We start from the raw sequence: 16582 nt of genomic DNA, 5'->3' as shown, positions 1-16582 counted from the left end.
GACTACTGGCTTGCGTCACACATATATACAACTGGGTTGGCTGAATGCCATGCTCTACTGGATCGCCCAATTGCTGGAGGCGGCCAGCGCTGGTTCGTGGGCGCTGTACCGCTACCATTTTGTGGCCCAGTACGTCGGCGACACCTCGCTGTGCGTCCCGCGCGGACAGGACATCGACATCCAGCAACACGCCGCCGAGGACGCCACGCCGCCCGGCTATCCGCGTCCCGAAAATGTGGTCAGGCAGCGCTATGCGCAAGGCGCGCTCAGTCTGACCGCATGGCGCAAGGGCCAGCTGGCCGGCTTTCTGTGGCTGATACCCGATACCTACCTGGAAGATGAAGTGCGCGTCCGCTACCGCCTGGCCAGTTCACGCGCATCCTGGGATTTCGACGTCTGGATCCGGCCGGAGGAGCGCCTGGGCTGGGTCTTTCCCCGCCTGTGGGAAGCGGCGCGCCACCACCTGCGCCAGCACGGCATACGCTGGACCTGCAGCCGCATCTCCGCCTTCAATCCGGCGTCGTTGCGCGCCCACGCCCGCATCGGCGTGGTGCGCATGGGCAGCGCCATTTTCTTGCGCTGCGGCCGCTGGCAATGGATGTGGGCCAGCCAGGCGCCATTTGTCCACTTGTCGCGCCACGTCGGCAGTTGCCCGCAACTGCTGTTCGACACCAGCACTTTACCCGAGGAGCCGCCATGCCGGTAATAGATCAAGTCTGCCAGACCTTGCGCACCACGCTGGGTCTGGCGAAAATGCCACTCAATCAAGACACCCTCTTGCTGGGCAGCGTGCCCGAGCTCGATTCGATGGCGGTCGTCAACCTCATCATGGCGTTGGAGCAGCAATTCGGCATCTCCGTCGACGACGATGAAATCAATGCCCGCCATTTCTTCACGGTCGGCACGCTCGCCGCATTCGTACAGGGCAAGCTGGCGTGAACGGCTACGCACAGCGCAGCCACGCGCTGCCCTTCTTTCTCAAGACGGCAGCAGGCGACCGTTTCTGCCTGTACTACCCGCCGCACCCGGGAGCGGAAATGCGCGGCTCGCTGCTGTACGTCCATCCCTTCGCCGAGGAGCTCAACAAGAGCCGCCGCATGGCGGCGCTTCAGGCGCGTGCCTACGCCCACGCCGGCTACGGCGTGCTGCAACTGGACTTGTACGGCTGCGGCGACAGCAGCGGCGACTTCTCGGATGCCCGCTGGGAAATCTGGCTGGCCGACCTGGCGCTGGGCTGGCAATGGCTGGCTGAACATTCGCCGGGCCCCGCCTACCTGTGGGGCCTGCGCCTCGGCGCCTTGCTGGCCTTGCAGTTCGCCGAGCAAGCCCGTCCGGCTCCGGCGGGCCTGGTGCTGTGGCAAGCCGTGGTCAGCGGCCGGCCGCACCTGCACCAGTTCATGCGGCTGCAAAACGCGGCGAGGATGTTCGGCGCCGGCGAGCAGGACGCCATGGACGAAGTAGCCGGCTACACGCTGGACGCCGAACTGTGCGACGCCATCAGGAACGCCGAGGCCGGCAACCGCCCGGCGTGTCCGGTGCAATGGCTGGAGCTGGCTGCACCTCCTCAGCCGGCCGCGCTGCAGCCGGCATCGGCCTTGCTGCTGGAGCGCTGGGAACGCGCCGGCGCCCACGTCGACGCCTATCCGCTGGCGGGAGCGCCCTTCTGGACCACCCCCGAGATCGCCGAAGTGCCCGCCTTGATCACGGCGACACTGGCCGCCATGCCGTTGGGGCCGGTATGAACTGGCAGCGTCTGGCCTTGCATTTCCCCTGCCAGGACTGCTGGCTGGTCGGCGTCCTGCACCTGCCGGAGCGGCCACTGCCACGCGGCGTACTGATCGTCACCGGCGGGCCGCAATACCGCATCGGCAGCCACCGGCACTTCGTGTTGCTCGCGCAGGAGCTGGCAGCGTCCGGCATCCCCGTGATGCGCTTCGACTACCGGGGCATGGGCGACAGCGAAGGCGAACCGCGTCACTTCGAACAACTTGACGACGACCTGGACGCCGCGATCGCCGAGTTCTTCAGCAAGCTGCCGGCCATGCAGGAGCTGGTGTTGTGGGGCTTGTGCGACGGCGCCACCGCGGCCGCCCGCCACGCCGCGCGCGATCCCCGCGTCACCGGGCTGGTGATGCTCAATCCCTGGGTGCGTACCGAGCAAGGCAACGCGCGCGCAACGCTCAGGCATTACTACGTGCAGCGACTGCTGGAGCGCGACTTCTGGCTCAAGCTCAAGGGCGGCGCCGTGCATCTCAGGCGCAGCCTGGGCTCCTTCATTGCACTGGCTTCCACGGCAAGACAGGCGCCCACAACGGAGGGCTCGCTGCCGCAACGGCTCTACCGCGCGCTGCATCAATTCCACGGCCGCACCCTGATCGTGCTCAGCGGGGCCGACCTGGGCGCGCGCGAATTCTCGGCGCTGTACGACCATCAGACGCACTGGCGCCAACTGCTCGATGGCCCGCGCGTGCGCCTGGTCCACGTTCCGCAGGCCAACCACACTTTCTCCAGCAGGACCTGGCGCGCCAGCGTGACCACCGCCTGCGCCGACTGGCTGGCGTCATGGTGAAGCGCGTATTGATGATCGCCTATCATTATCCGCCAATGTGCGGAGGCAGCGGCATCCACCGCACATTGGCGTTCACCCGCCACCTGCCGGAATTTGGCTGGCAGCCGACGGTGCTGACGGTCCACCCGCGCGCCTACGAAGACATCGGCGCCGACCAGACCAACCACCATGTGCCGGTGCATCGCAGCTTTGCGTTGGATAGTTCCCGCCATCTCGCCTTGCGCGGCCGCTACCCCGATCTGCTGGCCCAGCCGGACCGCTGGATTACCTGGTGGCTGGGCGCGGTGCCCGCCGGACTGCGCCTGATCCGCAAGCACCGGCCGGATGCCATCTGGTCCAGCTATCCGATCGCCACGGCGCACCTGATCGCGCTGAGCCTGCACCGCCTCACCGGCATCCCCTGGATCGCCGACCAGCGCGACCCGATGGTGGATCACGACTACCCGCCCGACCCGCGCCGTCGTCGCATCCACGCCTGGATCGAACGCCAGTCCATGCGCAAGGCGGCCGCCGTGGTCTGCACCACACCCGGCGCGCTCAGCGGGCTGAACCAGCGTCATCCACAAGCCGACGTGCGACGCTTGGCCCTGATCGAAAACGGCTACGACGACGAAAGCTTCCGCGTTGCCGAAGCCGCCGCAGCGCCGCCCAAGCCGCGCGGCCCGTTCACACTGCTGCACAGCGGCGTCATCTATCCGTCCGAGCGCGACCCGGGCCCTTTGTTTACGGCGCTGGCCATGCTATCGGCCGAACGCCGCATCGGGCCGGAAAACTTCCGCCTGCGGCTGCGCGCCAGCGCGCACGACGACCACCTGCGTGCGCTGATGCAGCACTATCCAGGCGTGGCCGAGCTGGTCGAGCTGGCGCCGCCGCTACCCTACCGCGCCGCGCTGGCGGAAATGCTGGACGCCGACGGCTTGCTTCTGCTCCAGGCCGCCAACTGCAACAGCCAGATCCCGGCCAAGCTGTACGAATACCTGCGCGCCCGCCGCCCCGTGCTGGCCTTGACCGACGCCGCCGGCGACACGGCGGCCACGCTGCGCGCCGCCGGCATCGACACCATCGGCCGGCTCGACAACGCGGCCGACATCGCCGCCGTCCTGCTGCGCTTCCTGCATCTGTGCCGAACACAGCAGGCGCCGCTGGCCGCGCGCGCCGTCATCGAAGGCTACTCCCGTGCCGCCCGCACGCGCCAGCTGGCCGCGCTGCTGGACCAAGCCGCCCACAAGGAACCGATATGAAACCACAAGCACACCTGATCATTCCGCTGCTGCTCGCCATTGCGTCCGACTGCGGCGCCGCGCCGCGCGCCGTCATCGGCGAAGACTGCGGCACTTACGTACGCCACGATCCCGGCGGCGACTACACCAATCCCACCGACCGCGAAGGCTTGACCGTGGTCGAGCAATACCATTTCACGCCCGAGGTTGAACGGCTGGTGCGCGGCGCTTCCGGCTCGCTCGGCAGCGACATCGGCTACACCCTCGATCATTTCCCCAACCACCACCGGGCTCTGGCGGCGATGAGCAAGCTGGCGCTGCGCGACAAGAATCCCAAACCCTACGGCGCCCACTATTCGATCGGCTGCTATTTCGACCGCGCCCTGCGTTTCCGTCCGGACGACGCCCGGGTCCACGCCCTGTTCGGCGGCTACCTGCTGGGACTGGGACAGTCCGACGCCGCGCTGGAGCAGCTGAAGGAGGCGGTCCGGCTGGAGCCGGGCAACGCCACCACGCACTACAACCTCGGCCTGCTCTACCTCAAGCGCAAGGACTACGAACAGGCCCGCGCCAGCGCCCATCAGGCGTATGGCCTGGGCTTCCCGCTGCCGGGGCTGAAGAACCAGTTGACCGCCGCCGGCCAGTGGCGCGAGGCCGAGTAGCCGCTACTTCAGGCCGTGGTGGTTCATCAAGTCGTACAAGGTAGGCCGGCTGACGCCCAGCAGCTCGGCAGCCTTGACGATGTTGCCGTCGACCCGAGCCAGCGCCTGCACCATCACCTTGTACTCGGCCGCGTCACGCGCCTGCCGCAGGTTGACGCTGGCTTCGGCGGCCGCGCTGTCGGGCAAGCCCAGGTCCAGCGGCGTAATCTGCGGACCGTCGGCCATGATCACGGCCCGCCGTATGCAGTTCTCCATCTCGCGCACATTGCCCGGCCAGGGATAGGCCTCAATCGCCGCCAGGGCTTCCGGACTGAAATGCAGGGCCGAGCGCGACTCGCTGGCGCAGAACTTGTTCTTGAAATGGTGCGCCAGCAAGGCGCTGTCGCCGACGCGCTCGCGCAACGGCGGTATCGACAGCACGATCTCGCTCAGCCGGTAGAACAGATCTTCGCGGAACCGTCCGCTTTCGGCCAGCGCCTTCAGGTTCTGGTGGGTGGCGCAAACGATGCGTACATCGATGCTGATCTCGCTGCGCCCGCCCACCCGTTCGATCACGCGTTCCTGCAGGAAGCGCAGCAGCTTGGCCTGCAAGTGCATCGCCATGTCGCCGATCTCGTCCAGGAAGAAAGTGCCGCCGTGCGCCAGTTCCAGCTTGCCCAGCGTCTGCCGCTGGGCTCCAGTGAACGCGCCTTTTTCATAGCCGAACAATTCGCTTTCCAGCAACTGCTCGGGAATGGCGGCGCAGTTGATGGCGACAAAGCGCTTGTCGTGCCGCGCACTGAGCCGATGCAGGCCGCGCGCGATCAGTTCCTTGCCGCTGCCCGAATCGCCCAGCAACATCACCGTTGCCGACGACGGCGCCACCCGCTCCACGCTGCGGCACACCTTCAGCATTCCGGGGTCGCGGCTGATGATGCCGGCCAGCGGCGAGTCCGTCTGGATTTGCAGCATGCGCCGGTTTTCCTGCTGCATCGCATGCAGATAAAAGGCCCGCGCCACCACCAGCGACAGCGTATCCGCATCGAGCGGCTTCTGGTGGAAATCATACGCCCCCATGGCGACGGCCTTCAGCGCGTGCTCGCGCGCCTGGTTGCCCGACAAGATGATGACCTTGGTATCCGGTGCGGCCGCCAGCACCTGTTGCAGCAAGGCTAAGCCCTCGCGCGCGCCGTCCGGGTCGGGCGGCAAACCCAGGTCCATGGTCACGACCGCCGGTTGGTGCCGGCGCAGCTGCGCCATCGCCGACTCGCGGTCGTCCGCCAGCACCACCTCGTAGGCGTCCAGGCTCCAGCGCAGCTGCTTCTGCAAGCCGGCATCGTCTTCCACCACCAACAATTTACTTTTTCCCATGTCTATCCTCTGAAGATCAGGCCGCCGCCGCATCCATCAGCAGCGGCAAGATCAGGCGGAACGTGGTGCCGCGCGCCGGCACGCTGCTCACCTCCAGGCGGCCGCCGATCTCGCGCGCATACTCGCGGCTCTCGAATACGCCGATGCCCATGCCGGCGCGCTTGGTGGATTCAAACGGCTGGAACAACCGCTCGCGGATGAATTGTTCGCTCATGCCATGGCCGGTGTCGCTGAGTTCAATCACGGCGGCGGCGTCATTGCGCAGCAGCCGCATGGCGACGCGGCCGTTGCGCGGCGTCGCTTCCACCGCGTTCAGGATCAGGTGACCGATCACCCGCTCCAGCCGCTGGCGGTTGGCCAGCACCACCAGCCCGTCGGCGCACAGCTCCAGCGCCGGCCTCGGTTCCAGCTGCGCGTAGCCGCGCATCAGTTGTTCCAGCACGGCTTCCAGCTGCAAGGGCGCGGCTTGCTCGGCCACCTCGTCGCGGCGCAGCTTGAGCAGCAGCGACTTCATCTTGTTCAAGGAGTGAGCCAGCGTCTCCAGCATATCCTCCTGAAACGCCGGATTCGCCTTGTGCCGCTCTGCATTCACCAGCAGCAACGACAGCTGCGACACCAGGTTCTTCAAGTCGTGCACGACAAAGGTCGACATGCGGTTGAACGATTCGAACTGCCGCGCCACCGCCAGGCTGTTGGCCGATTCCTGATGCGCCAGATAACTGGCGGCCTGCCGGCCAGCTATCTTGAGCACGTCGCAGACCTCCCAGTTCAGCAACAGCTTGGCGCGCGGCGGCGCCAGGCAGATGTAGCCGTACAGGCTGCGTTCCAGCATCAGCGGCACCACCAGCCGCACCGCGTCCGCCTCGAGCAACCAGGACGGCAGCGCCGGCAAGCCGTAGCGCTGCGGATGGTCGCGCCACTCGGCGATATCGATCACCCAGCCGCGCGCCGCCAGAAATGTGCACAGCTCGCCGTCGGCCGGCTCCACCGCCAGCGGCCCCGACATGTTCCAGCGCGCCACGGCCTGGAAGTCGGCGCCGTCGCGGCGCAGCCACAGCAAGCCCGCAGGACTCTCCACCAATTCCGCCATCGCCTGTATCGCCCGCTGCGACAGCGCCGCGCTGTCCTCGGCCAGTGCGTGGGTAAAGCGCTGCCATTCCTGCCGGTAGTCGTAGCGTCCCTGATAGAAGTGCTTGCTGATAAACACCTTCAGGCGCGAACGCACCGTGCCGGAAAACAGTACGCCCGACAACAACAGCGCCGCGCCGAACAGGCAGGCCAGCTGCATCAAGGTGCCCCAGACGCCGCCGATGTAGCGCAGATACCAGGCGCTGGTCGCCATCGCCATCAAGTACAGCGCAGAACCCAGCAGCGCCGCCGAACCGAACATGATCTGGCGCGACAGCGACAAGCCCGCGGTCCACACCGGGTTGCGCGCCACCGCCAAGGCCAGCAAGGGAACGCTGAGCGCGTTGACGGCGCCGCGCGCGGCCCAGATCTCCTCGTTGACGCGGTGGAACAGCAGCGCTTCGCTGTACAGATAGAAGTCGTAGGCGAACAAGGCGCCCACGCCCAGGCAGGCAAACTTGATGCCCCAGCGCGAGGAAGGCGGCGTGCCCCGGTACAGATGCTCGACCAGCAGCATCCCCAACACCGCCAGGCCCAGGCGGATGACGATCGCGGCCAGCGCCCGTCCGTCGGCCGCCGCCAGCCAGCCCAGCACCGCCAGCACGACTACCGCCACCAGCCAGCCGTGCCGCCGCGCGCCGCCGCTGGACAGTATCAATAGCAGCGCCAGCCAGGCAGCGGTGCGTAGCGCTTCGAATCCATCCATCGCTGCCAGCAGGCCGGCGCGCCAGGCCGACCCAGCGGCCGCCAGCGCCGCCCACGCGGCCGTTGCGACACAAGCCGCCCCGAACGCGCCGGCATGGCCGCGCTGCCGCCACCCATCCCGCAGCAGCAAGGCCGCCAACAACGCAAACGCCAGCGCCGCCAGGCCGTAGCTGAAGCCGGCAACCAGCGACCAGGACATCAACGCCCGCCCTTGCCGAACAACACCACCTGCACCGTGTCGATCAGAATCAACAGATCGAGGAACAGGCTGTTGTTCTTCACATAGTACAAATCGTACTGCAGCTTGCGCAGCGCATCCTCGACCGAGGCGCCGTAGCTGTAGCGCACCTGCGCCAAGCCGGTGATGCCCGGCTTGATGCTGTGACGCACATTGTAGTAGGCGATCTCGCCGCACAACTGGTCGACGAAATAGGCCCGCTCCGGACGCGGCCCGACAAAACTCATCTCGCCCTTGAACACGTTCAGCATCTGCGGCAACTCGTCGATGCGCAGCTTGCGTATCCAATGACCGACCGTGGTCACGCGCGGATCGTTCAGCACAGCCCACTTGGGCTTGCCATCCTGTTCTGCATCCAGCCGCATGCTGCGGAACTTCAGCACCTTGAACAATCGGTTGTCGCGGCCCACCCGCTCCTGCTGGTAAAACACCGGCCCACCATCCTCGAGACGGATCGCCAGCGCCGTGAGCAGCATCACCGGCATGGCCGCCAGGCAGATGGCGCCGCTGGCCACCAGGTCGAACGCGCGCTTGACCGCCGCTCGCAGCAAGCTCTGGTCGAAGCCGCCGCCGAAAATCAGATAACTCGGCTGCAAGGAATCGACCCGGATCTGGCACGCCTCGCGCTCGAAGAAAGTGGCGGCGTCGGTCACCGGCACGCCGCCCAGCGCGCACTCCAGCAATTGTCGAACTGGAAACGCCCCATTGCGGCGGTCGCCCACCGACACCACGATCTCGTCGGCCGCATAACGCCGCGCCAGCGACAGCAGCGACAGGTCGGCCGGCAGCAGCATCGTGGCCGGCACGCAAGACACCTCCCCGGACACCGGCACAAAGCCCACCACCTTGAACGCATGGAAGCCGACACTGCTGGCGCCCAGCTCCAGGCATTCGCGCGCGGTGGCGCCGTCGCCGATGACGATCAGGCGCTGCTCAAGCATGCTCGACTGCGCCGACGTGAACACCACCAGCCGCGCCAGCAGCACCGCCGCCCCGCCCAGCACGAACACCACGCTGCCGACGCGGCCGAACTGCGCCCCCGGTATCATGCTCGACAACAAAGTCATCAGGCCGAATCCCAGCACGAACGACGGCAGGATGCGCAGCAAGGTGCTCTTGATATCTTCCCTGGATTGATTGTGCTGGTACATGCCCAGCGTGCCCATGCTCAGCACCATGACCAGCGCGAACGCCAGCGCCGGCAGGTACAGCTGGTCGCCGGCGTGCCGTCCCTTGAGCCACAGCGGCGCACTGGCCACGGCTGCCGTCAACAGCACCAGCAACTCCAGCAACAACAACATAAAGGCTATTTTGGACACATAGTGGTGAAATATCCTGATCACGATCCGCTCCCCGACACCAATCAGCGGTGTAACTCCGATCATCGCCAACCTGCGGCGCTTGCGCCTTGAGCGGCCACAATTTGCTCGTCGGTTCAGGACTAAAAAGTCCGAAAATCAGCCGGATATGACGCGTTCATGACAAATGGTCTATAGTCATGGTTCTCTACCGCATCCAAACGTAATCATGAAATTTGATGTTGCAATTGTCGGCAGCGGATTGGCCGGCCTGTCGGTCGCCCTCCACCTGGCCGAAACGCGCACAGTCGCGATCATTTCCAAACGCGCGCTGAAGGATGGCGCCAGCAACTGGGCCCAGGGCGGCATTGCCGCCGTGCTCGATTCCGGCGACAGCCACACCCAGCACATCGACGACACCCTGATCGCCGGCGGCGGCCTGTGCGACGAAAGCGCGACGCGCTACATCGTCGAGCACGGCCGCGAAGCGATCGAATGGCTGATCGAGCAAGGCGTGCCCTTCACCAAGGACGATTCGGCCGAACTGGGCTTCCACCTGACCCGCGAAGGCGGCCACAGTCAGCGCCGCATCATCCACGCGGCCGACGCCACCGGCCACGCGGTGCAGGTCACGCTGGAGGAAAAAGTCCGCGCCCATCCGAACATCACCCTGTTCGAGCACCATTGCGCGATCGACCTGATCACCTCCGACAAGCTGCACCCGCTCAAAAAAGCCAACGCCCAGCCCAAGTGCTACGGCCTGTACGTGCAAGACGAGAAGACCGGCCAGGTGCTGACCTTCGCCGCCGAACACACGGTGATGGCCACCGGCGGCGCCGGCAAGGTCTACCTGTACACCACCAATCCCGACACCGCCAGCGGCGACGGCATCGCCATGGCCTGGCGCGCCGGCTGCCGCGTGTCGAACATGGAATTCATCCAGTTCCATCCGACCTGCCTGTACCACCCCTACGCCAAATCCTTCCTGATCACCGAGGCCATCCGCGGCGAAGGCGGCCTGCTCAAGCTGCCGCCGGAAGCCGGCGCCGCCGCCGGCGCCCGCTTCATGCTGGCCCACGACGAGCGCGCCGAACTGGCGCCGCGCGACGTGGTGGCGCGCGCCATCGACTTCGAGATCAAGAAACGCGGCCTGGACTACGTGCACCTGGACATCAGCCACAAGCCGGCCGAGTTCCTGATCGAACACTTCCCGACCATTTACGCGCGCTGCCTGGAGCTGGGCATCGACATCACCAAGCAGCCGATCCCGATTGTGCCGGCCGCGCACTACACCTGCGGCGGCGTGGTGACCGACCTGCACGGCCGCACCGACCTGCCCGGCCTGTACGCGGTGGGCGAAACCGCCTGCACCGGCCTGCACGGCGCCAACCGGCTGGCCAGCAATTCCTTGCTGGAATGCGTGGTCATCGGCCGCGCCTGCGCCACCGACATCGCCGCCAAGGAAAAAGGCGAAGTGCCCTACCTGCCGGACTGGGACGAAAGCCGCGTCACCGACGCCGACGAGGAAGTGGTCATCTCCCACAACTGGGACGAACTGCGCCGCTTCATGTGGAATTATGTCGGCATCGTGCGCACCACCAAGCGCCTGGAGCGGGCCCAGCACCGTATCGCGCTGTTGAAGGAGGAAATCGACGAGTACTACCGCAACTTCCGCATCACGCACGACTTGCTGGAGCTGCGCAACCTGGTCGACGTCGCCAACCTGATCGTCAACAGTGCCTTGCAGCGGCACGAAAGCCGCGGCCTGCACTTCAGCCGCGACTACCCGGAGACGCTGCCGAAAGCGCTGCCGAGCATCCTGACGCCGGCCCGCCGCAAATAAGGAGCAGGCTTGATCACCGTGCGCGCAGCCCGGCCGGGCGATATCCCCGCGATGGAAGCGCTGATCGCCCGCTCGGGCATCGAGCTGAGCGACGGCTTCTACACCCAGCAGCAGGCCGAGGCGATCACCCGCCATGTGTTCGGCGTCGACACCCAGCTGGTCGCCGACCAAACCTATTTTTTGATTGAAAAACATGGGGAGCTGGTGGCCTGCGGCGGCTGGAGCAAGCGCAGCACGCTGTTCGGCGCCGACCGCACCAAGCAAGGCGCCGATCCGCTGCTCGATCCGGCCACGGAAGCGGCGCGCATCCGCGCCTTCTTCGTCGAGCCGTCGGCGGCCCGCCAGGGACTGGGCCGCTTGCTGCTGAGCCATTGCACCGACGCGGCGGCCGCAGCCGGTTTCCGCACGCTGGAACTGGCCGCCACCATGCCGGGCGTGCCGCTGTATCTGGCTTGCGGCTTCACGATGGTGGAACGGTTTGAAATTACACTGCCGGGCGACATCAAGGTGCCGCTGGCAAAAATGAGGAAGCGTATCAACGCATAGCGCCGGCCGGCATCGCAGCCGGCGCCATCAACAGGCTTAAGCCGATTTCTTGCGGCGAGCCATGTAGCCCAGCAGGCCCAGGCCAGCCAGCATCATGCCGTAGGTGCTAGGCTCAGGTACTGGCGGGGCGACCGAACCGAAACCGTCCAGGTAAGCATAACCGGTGTGACCAGTAGGCTCGCAATCGGAAGCCAGCAGCGACAGCGTGAAGCTGTGGCCGGACAGCGACTGGTCGATGGCCAGCTTCTCGACCTGCCAGTTAGGCGTGTAGAACAAGCTGCCTTCGGAAGCGAAACGGCTGTCGACGCCGGAGCCATCGAAGCCGGCGTTGTAGCTGCGGCTGATCAGCAACTGACCGGTGGTGTCGTCGGTCAGGGTCAGCTTCATCAGTGCCGATTGATATTCCGGGTGGCCGCCGTTTTCCAGCACGGCTTTCCAGGCGAAATAGATGTTGGCGTCGGTGTAGTTGTTGACCTTCTGGCTGATGACGGTCGCATTGCCGCCATTAATCGTGTCTTCGGCGCGATAGGCATATTTGCCGCTGTTCACGGTTGAACCCAGCAATGCGCCCAGATTTGGATCGACGTAGCTGCTGTCGATCACGGTGCCGCGCGTGCCGTTGTCGCTGTTCAGGCTGCCACCCGGCAGGAACTGCGAAGGCGTCATGACGGTGTTGTCGACGTTGCCGCGGTAGCCGCCGCCGGTGGTCCAGCCAGCCGTGGTGCCGCTCTCGAAGTTACCGTTGACGAAACCATCCGCATGCGCCAGGCCCGTCAGACCCAACATCGCTACCGCACCTGCCAAAAATTGCAATTTCATTTATCTGCTCCTTTGATTAATGATGTAAAAAATCAAGGCAGATTATATTGCATTTTAGGCATGCATAATTATAAATTTTTACATATATGCATGCCTATTTTTCATGGCACTTATCGAGGGCTTAGCCGACGATGCGCAAGGAGTAATCCGTTGCGCGCACATCCTTGGTCAGGCTGCCGATGGAAATGCGGTCCACGCCGGTCTCGGCGATGGCGCGCACGGTATCGAAGTTGATGCCGCCGGAAGCTTCCAGCAAGGCGCGGCCGGCGTTGAGCCGCACCGCATCGCGCATCATGTCGAGGCTGAAGTTATCGAGCAGGATGGAGGTGGCGTCGGCCGCCAGCGCCTCTTCCAGCTCGGCGATGCTCTCCACTTCCACCTGGATCGATACGCCCTTCTCCAGCCGCTTGGCCGCCAGCACCGCAGCGGTGATGCCGCCGGCCGCCGCGATATGGTTTTCCTTGATCAGGATGCCGTCATACAAGGCCAGGCGCTGGTTCTGTCCGCCGCCCACGCGCACCGCGTACTTCTGCGCCAGGCGCAAACCCGGCATGGTCTTGCGGGTATCGAGGATGGCCGCGCGGGTGCCGGCGATGACGTCGACATACTTGCGGGTGGCGGTCGCCACGCCCGACAGCAGTTGCAGGAAATTCAGCGAAGCGCGTTCCGCCGTCAGCAGCGCGCGCGCCGGGCCCTGGATGGTGCAGACCAGGCTGTCGGCCTTCATCAGATCGCCTTCGGCATATTGCCAGTCGATCTCGATGCCGGCCTGCATGCAGTTCATGATGCCTTCGAACCAGGGCGCGCCGCACAGCACCGCGTCTTCACGCACGATCACGCGCGCGGTGGCGCGGCCGCCGTCCGGCACCAGCAGGCCGGTCAGGTCGCCGCTGCCCACGTCTTCCAGCAGTGCCGCCAGCATATTGCCTTCAAAGGCGGTCTTCAGTGCATCGTCAAAAGGTGCAAAGGTGTTGACTAAGGTACTCATGCCGGACCGATTCCCGAAAACAGTTTAGCTTCTTTTGCCAGGTCAGCGCCCGGCTGGACCTTGGCTTTCTTGGCGGCCGCGAAATCGAGCATGCGGTTGATCGACGTTACCGCCTGCTTGCCAATTTCCGGATCGACGTGGATCTCGTGGTCGGTGTTGTTGTCCATGTTTTCCAGCACGTCGGCCAGGTTTTGCAGGCCGTTCATCGCCATCCAGGGGCAATGCGCGCAGCTCTTGCAGCTGGCGCTGTTGCCTGCGGTCGGCGCTTCGATGAAGCGCTTGCCCGGCGCGGCGGCGCGCATCTTGTGCAGGATGCCGTTGTCGGTGGCGACGATGAAGGTGTCGGCGTCCGATTCGACGGCGGCGTTGATGATCTGCGTGGTTGAGCCGACCACGTCCGCCAGCGTCACCACATTGGCCGGCGATTCAGGGTGCACCAGCACCTTGGCGTTCGGATATTCGGCCTTCAGCAGATCGAGTTCGATGCCCTTGAACTCGTCGTGCACCAGGCAGGAGCCCTGCCACAGCAGCATGTCGGCGCCGGTCTGCTTCTGGATGTAGGAGCCCAGGTGCTTGTCCGGCGCCCACAGGATTTTCTTGCCCTGCTCGTGCAGGTGCTTGACGATGTCCAGGCCGATCGACGAGGTCACCATCCAGTCGGCGCGCGCCTTGACGGCGGCGCTGGTGTTGGCGTACACCACCACCGTGCGGTCCGGATGGGCGTCGCAGAAGGCGGTGAATTCATCGACCGGACAGCCCAGATCCAGCGAACAGGTCGCGTCCAGGTCCGGCATCAGGATGCGTTTTTCCGGGCTGAGGATCTTGGCGGTTTCGCCCATGAAGCGCACGCCGGCCACCACCAGCGTCTTGGCCGGATGGTCGCGGCCGAAGCGCGCCATCTCCAGCGAATCGGAGACGCAGCCGCCGGTTTCCTCGGCCAGGTCTTGCAGGTCGGCGTCGACGTAATAGTGGGAAACGAGCACGGCCTGCTTTTCTTTCAGCAGGCGCTTGATGCGTTCCTTGAGTTCAATGCGTTGTTCAGGCGATGGCGTCGCTGGCGTGCGCGCCCAGGCGTGGGCGGTGCAGCTGGCTCCGTCTTGTGGATGCTCGTACTCGACGGATTTGATGTCTATGGTTTGCATGGTGTTCAGTGAACGTAAAACGTGAAGCGATAACTATGGCACATTGCAAAGAATCCCGCTTGCGGCGGGATTCTTTTAGAGTGATTAGTCGATGCCCTGGCTGGTCAGGTAGTCCTCGTAGTTGCCGCGGAAATCGACGATCTCGTTTTCCTTGATCTCGATGATGCGGTTGGCCAGCGACGACACGAATTCGCGATCGTGCGAGACGAAGATCAGCGTGCCGGCGTATTTTTCCAGCGCGATGTTCAGCGACTCGATCGATTCCATGTCCATGTGGTTGGTCGGCTCATCGAGCAGCAGCACGTTGTGGCGGCCCAGCATCAGCTTGCCGTACATCATGCGGCCCTTTTCGCCGCCGGACAGCACCTTGACCGATTTCTTCACCTCGTCGCCGCCAAACAGCAGGCGGCCCAGGATCGAGCGCACGGCCTGGTCGTCGTCGCCTTCCTGGGTCCAGTCGCCCATCCAGTCGGTCAGCGTGATGTCCTTGGCGAACTCCTCGGTCGGATCCTGCGGCATGTAGCCGACGTTGGCGTTCTCGGCCCACTTGACCATGCCGTGATCGGCGTGCAGGTGAGCGATGTCGTCGCCGCCGATGCAACGCAGCAGCGTGGTCTTGCCGGCGCCGTTGGCGCCAATGATGGCAATGCGCTCGCCCGCTTCAACCATGATGCTGAAGTTGTTGAACAGCTGGCGATCGTATTTCTTCGCGATCGAATCGACCTCGACGGCCAGGCGGTGCAGCTTCTTCTCGCCGTCGAAACGCACGAACGGATAGGCACGCGACGATGGCTTGATGTCGTCGACCTTGATCTTTTCGATCTGCTTGGCGCGCGAGGTGGCCTGGCGAGCCTTGGACTTGTTGGCGGCGAAGCGGCGCACGAAGTCCTGCAGCTCGGCGACCTTGTCCTTGGCCTTGGCGTTGTTGGCCAGTTGCTGGTTGCGCGCCTGGGTCGAAGCGAACATGTACTCGTCGTAATTGCCCGGATAGATCTTCAACGTGCCGTAGTCCATGTCGGCCACGTGGGTGCACACCTGGTTCAGGAAGTGGCGATCGTGGGAAATGATGATCATGGTGGAGTTGCGGTCGTTCAGCACGTCTTCCAGCCAGCGGATCGTATTAATGTCCAGGTTGTTGGTCGGTTCGTCGAGCAGCAGGATGTCAGGATTCGAGAACAGCGCCTGCGCCAGCAGCACGCGCAGTTTCCAGCCTGGCGACACATTGCTCATCGGACCCTTGTGCAGGTCGATGGCCACGCCGGCGCCCAGCAGCAGCTCGCCCGCGCGCGATTCGGCGGTGTAGCCGTCGTACTCGGAGACTTTACCTTCCAGCTCGGCGGCCTTCATGTAGTCGTCGTCGGTGGCTTCCGGATTGGCGTAGATCGCGTCGCGTTCCTGCATCGCCGCCCACATTTCGGTGTGACCCATCATCACCACGTCCAGCACGCGCATTTCTTCATAGGCGAACTGGTCCTGGCGCAGCTTGCCCAGGCGCTCGTTCGTATCCAGCATCACGTTGCCGCCCGACGGGTCCAGATCGCCGCCCAGGATTTTCATGAAGGTGGACTTGCCGCAACCGTTGGCGCCGATCAGGCCATAGCGGTTGCCATCGCCGAATTTGACGGAAATGTTTTCGAACAGCGGCTTGGCGCCGAATTGCATGGTGATGTTAGCTGTGGATAGCACGAATAAAGCCCTTAAAGCGTTGAATTTAGCAATGAAGCTGGATAACCGGGCATTTTACCATTGATGGGGCGTTGCCGGAACGGTCGCGGCAAAAACGGCCAGGGATCATTCAAGAAGCTGCTATTTGGCGGGAATACGCAGCGTCGCGAGGTAACTGATCTGGGTGCCTATGCCCCGGGTGAGAATAAAATCGTTGCCGCTCACCGCACACGACAGCGAAAATCGTTGCGCCACGATGCTGCACGCGTTCGCCCGACTCTCGCCGCGGTCCAGGAGTTCGACAAGCGCGGCGCGCTGCTCCGCCATTTCCTTCTGCGGATCGCTGGCCGGCGCGCGGGCGTCTGCCGACGCCGCATTGCACACCAGTACCAGCAGGGAAAACAAGTAT

At 64.7% G+C, this 16582-nt stretch carries 16 protein-coding genes; 8 read left to right on the top strand and 8 right to left on the bottom strand.

Going from position 1 to position 16582, the window contains the following annotated elements; translation table 11 throughout:
- Positions 1–49: 49 nt before the first annotated feature.
- From D0T21_RS06385 to D0T21_RS06360, 6 genes are read left to right on the top strand one after another with little or no spacing between them, the layout of a single operon-like run.
- Positions 50–706: a GNAT family N-acetyltransferase gene (locus D0T21_RS06385; RefSeq protein WP_229211353.1), complete on the top strand. Its 657-nt coding sequence runs from the start codon at positions 50–52 to the stop codon at positions 704–706.
- Positions 697–939: an acyl carrier protein gene (locus tag D0T21_RS06380; RefSeq protein ID WP_116989205.1), complete on the top strand. Its 243-nt coding sequence runs from the start codon at positions 697–699 to the stop codon at positions 937–939. Before D0T21_RS06385 ends, D0T21_RS06380 begins: the two co-directional genes overlap by 10 nt.
- Positions 936–1742 (top strand): hydrolase 2, exosortase A system-associated, encoded by an 807-nt coding sequence (locus D0T21_RS06375; protein WP_116989204.1) that lies wholly within the window; start codon positions 936–938, stop codon positions 1740–1742. Before D0T21_RS06380 ends, D0T21_RS06375 begins: the two co-directional genes overlap by 4 nt.
- Positions 1739–2569, top strand: a complete 831-nt coding sequence (locus D0T21_RS06370) for a hydrolase 1, exosortase A system-associated (protein WP_116989203.1) — start codon at positions 1739–1741, stop codon at positions 2567–2569. Before D0T21_RS06375 ends, D0T21_RS06370 begins: the two co-directional genes overlap by 4 nt.
- Positions 2563–3810 carry a glycosyltransferase gene (locus D0T21_RS06365; protein WP_116989202.1) on the top strand — a complete coding sequence of 416 codons (1248 nt, stop codon included), beginning with the start codon at positions 2563–2565 and terminating at the stop codon, positions 3808–3810. Before D0T21_RS06370 ends, D0T21_RS06365 begins: the two co-directional genes overlap by 7 nt.
- A complete protein-coding gene (locus D0T21_RS06360) occupies positions 3807–4451 on the top strand; it encodes a tetratricopeptide repeat protein (RefSeq protein ID WP_116989201.1) in 645 nt (214 codons plus the stop codon). The genes D0T21_RS06365 and D0T21_RS06360 overlap by 4 nt, the downstream gene beginning before the upstream one ends.
- A gap of 3 nt (positions 4452–4454) precedes the next feature.
- Here the strand turns inward: D0T21_RS06360 and prsR are convergent, their stop codons facing one another.
- From prsR to D0T21_RS06345, 3 genes are read right to left on the bottom strand one after another with little or no spacing between them, the layout of a single operon-like run.
- A complete protein-coding gene (gene prsR, locus D0T21_RS06355) occupies positions 4455–5801 on the bottom strand; it encodes a PEP-CTERM-box response regulator transcription factor (protein ID WP_116989200.1) in 1347 nt (448 codons plus the stop codon).
- A gap of 16 nt (positions 5802–5817) precedes the next feature.
- The gene (gene prsK / locus D0T21_RS06350; protein WP_116989199.1) at positions 5818–7833 is read right to left on the bottom strand and encodes an XrtA/PEP-CTERM system histidine kinase PrsK; all 2016 of its coding nucleotides are present in this window, start codon (positions 7831–7833) and stop codon (positions 5818–5820) included.
- Positions 7833–9173: a TIGR03013 family XrtA/PEP-CTERM system glycosyltransferase gene (locus D0T21_RS06345; RefSeq protein ID WP_229211352.1), complete on the bottom strand. Its 1341-nt coding sequence runs from the start codon at positions 9171–9173 to the stop codon at positions 7833–7835. The genes prsK and D0T21_RS06345 overlap by 1 nt, the downstream gene beginning before the upstream one ends.
- 226 nt (positions 9174–9399) lie before the next feature.
- On the opposite strand from D0T21_RS06345, the gene nadB reads away from it, so the two are divergent.
- Together nadB and D0T21_RS06335 are read left to right on the top strand one after the other, a co-directional pair.
- Positions 9400–11013 (top strand): L-aspartate oxidase, encoded by a 1614-nt coding sequence (gene nadB / locus D0T21_RS06340; RefSeq protein WP_116989197.1) that lies wholly within the window; start codon positions 9400–9402, stop codon positions 11011–11013.
- A gap of 9 nt (positions 11014–11022) precedes the next feature.
- Complete coding sequence (locus tag D0T21_RS06335; RefSeq protein WP_116989196.1) at positions 11023–11559, top strand: GNAT family N-acetyltransferase; 537 nt, start codon at positions 11023–11025, stop codon at positions 11557–11559.
- 36 nt (positions 11560–11595) lie between these two features.
- Here the strand turns inward: D0T21_RS06335 and D0T21_RS32375 are convergent, their stop codons facing one another.
- From D0T21_RS32375 to D0T21_RS06310, 5 genes are all read right to left on the bottom strand, one after another.
- Complete coding sequence (locus tag D0T21_RS32375) at positions 11596–12378, bottom strand: PEP-CTERM sorting domain-containing protein (RefSeq protein ID WP_229211351.1); 783 nt, start codon at positions 12376–12378, stop codon at positions 11596–11598.
- 121 nt (positions 12379–12499) lie between these two features.
- Complete coding sequence (nadC, locus tag D0T21_RS06325; RefSeq protein WP_116989195.1) at positions 12500–13366, bottom strand: carboxylating nicotinate-nucleotide diphosphorylase; 867 nt, start codon at positions 13364–13366, stop codon at positions 12500–12502.
- Entirely contained in the window at positions 13363–14508 is a 1146-nt protein-coding gene (gene nadA / locus D0T21_RS06320) for a quinolinate synthase NadA (protein WP_116989194.1), read from the bottom strand. The genes nadC and nadA overlap by 4 nt, the downstream gene beginning before the upstream one ends.
- 84 nt (positions 14509–14592) lie before the next feature.
- Positions 14593–16194 (bottom strand): ABC-F family ATPase, encoded by a 1602-nt coding sequence (locus D0T21_RS06315; protein ID WP_116989193.1) that lies wholly within the window; start codon positions 16192–16194, stop codon positions 14593–14595.
- 120 nt (positions 16195–16314) lie between these two features.
- Positions 16315–16578, bottom strand: coding sequence for a hypothetical protein (locus D0T21_RS06310; RefSeq protein WP_147328030.1), 264 nt, complete (start codon positions 16576–16578; stop codon positions 16315–16317).
- Positions 16579–16582: the final 4 nt, after the last annotated feature.

It is taken from the genome of Duganella sp. BJB476, from assembly GCF_003416895.1.
Lineage (GTDB): Bacteria > Pseudomonadota > Gammaproteobacteria > Burkholderiales > Burkholderiaceae_D > Rugamonas.
Note: the sequence above shows the minus strand (reverse complement) of the source record. Positions and strands in the feature narration are given on the sequence as shown.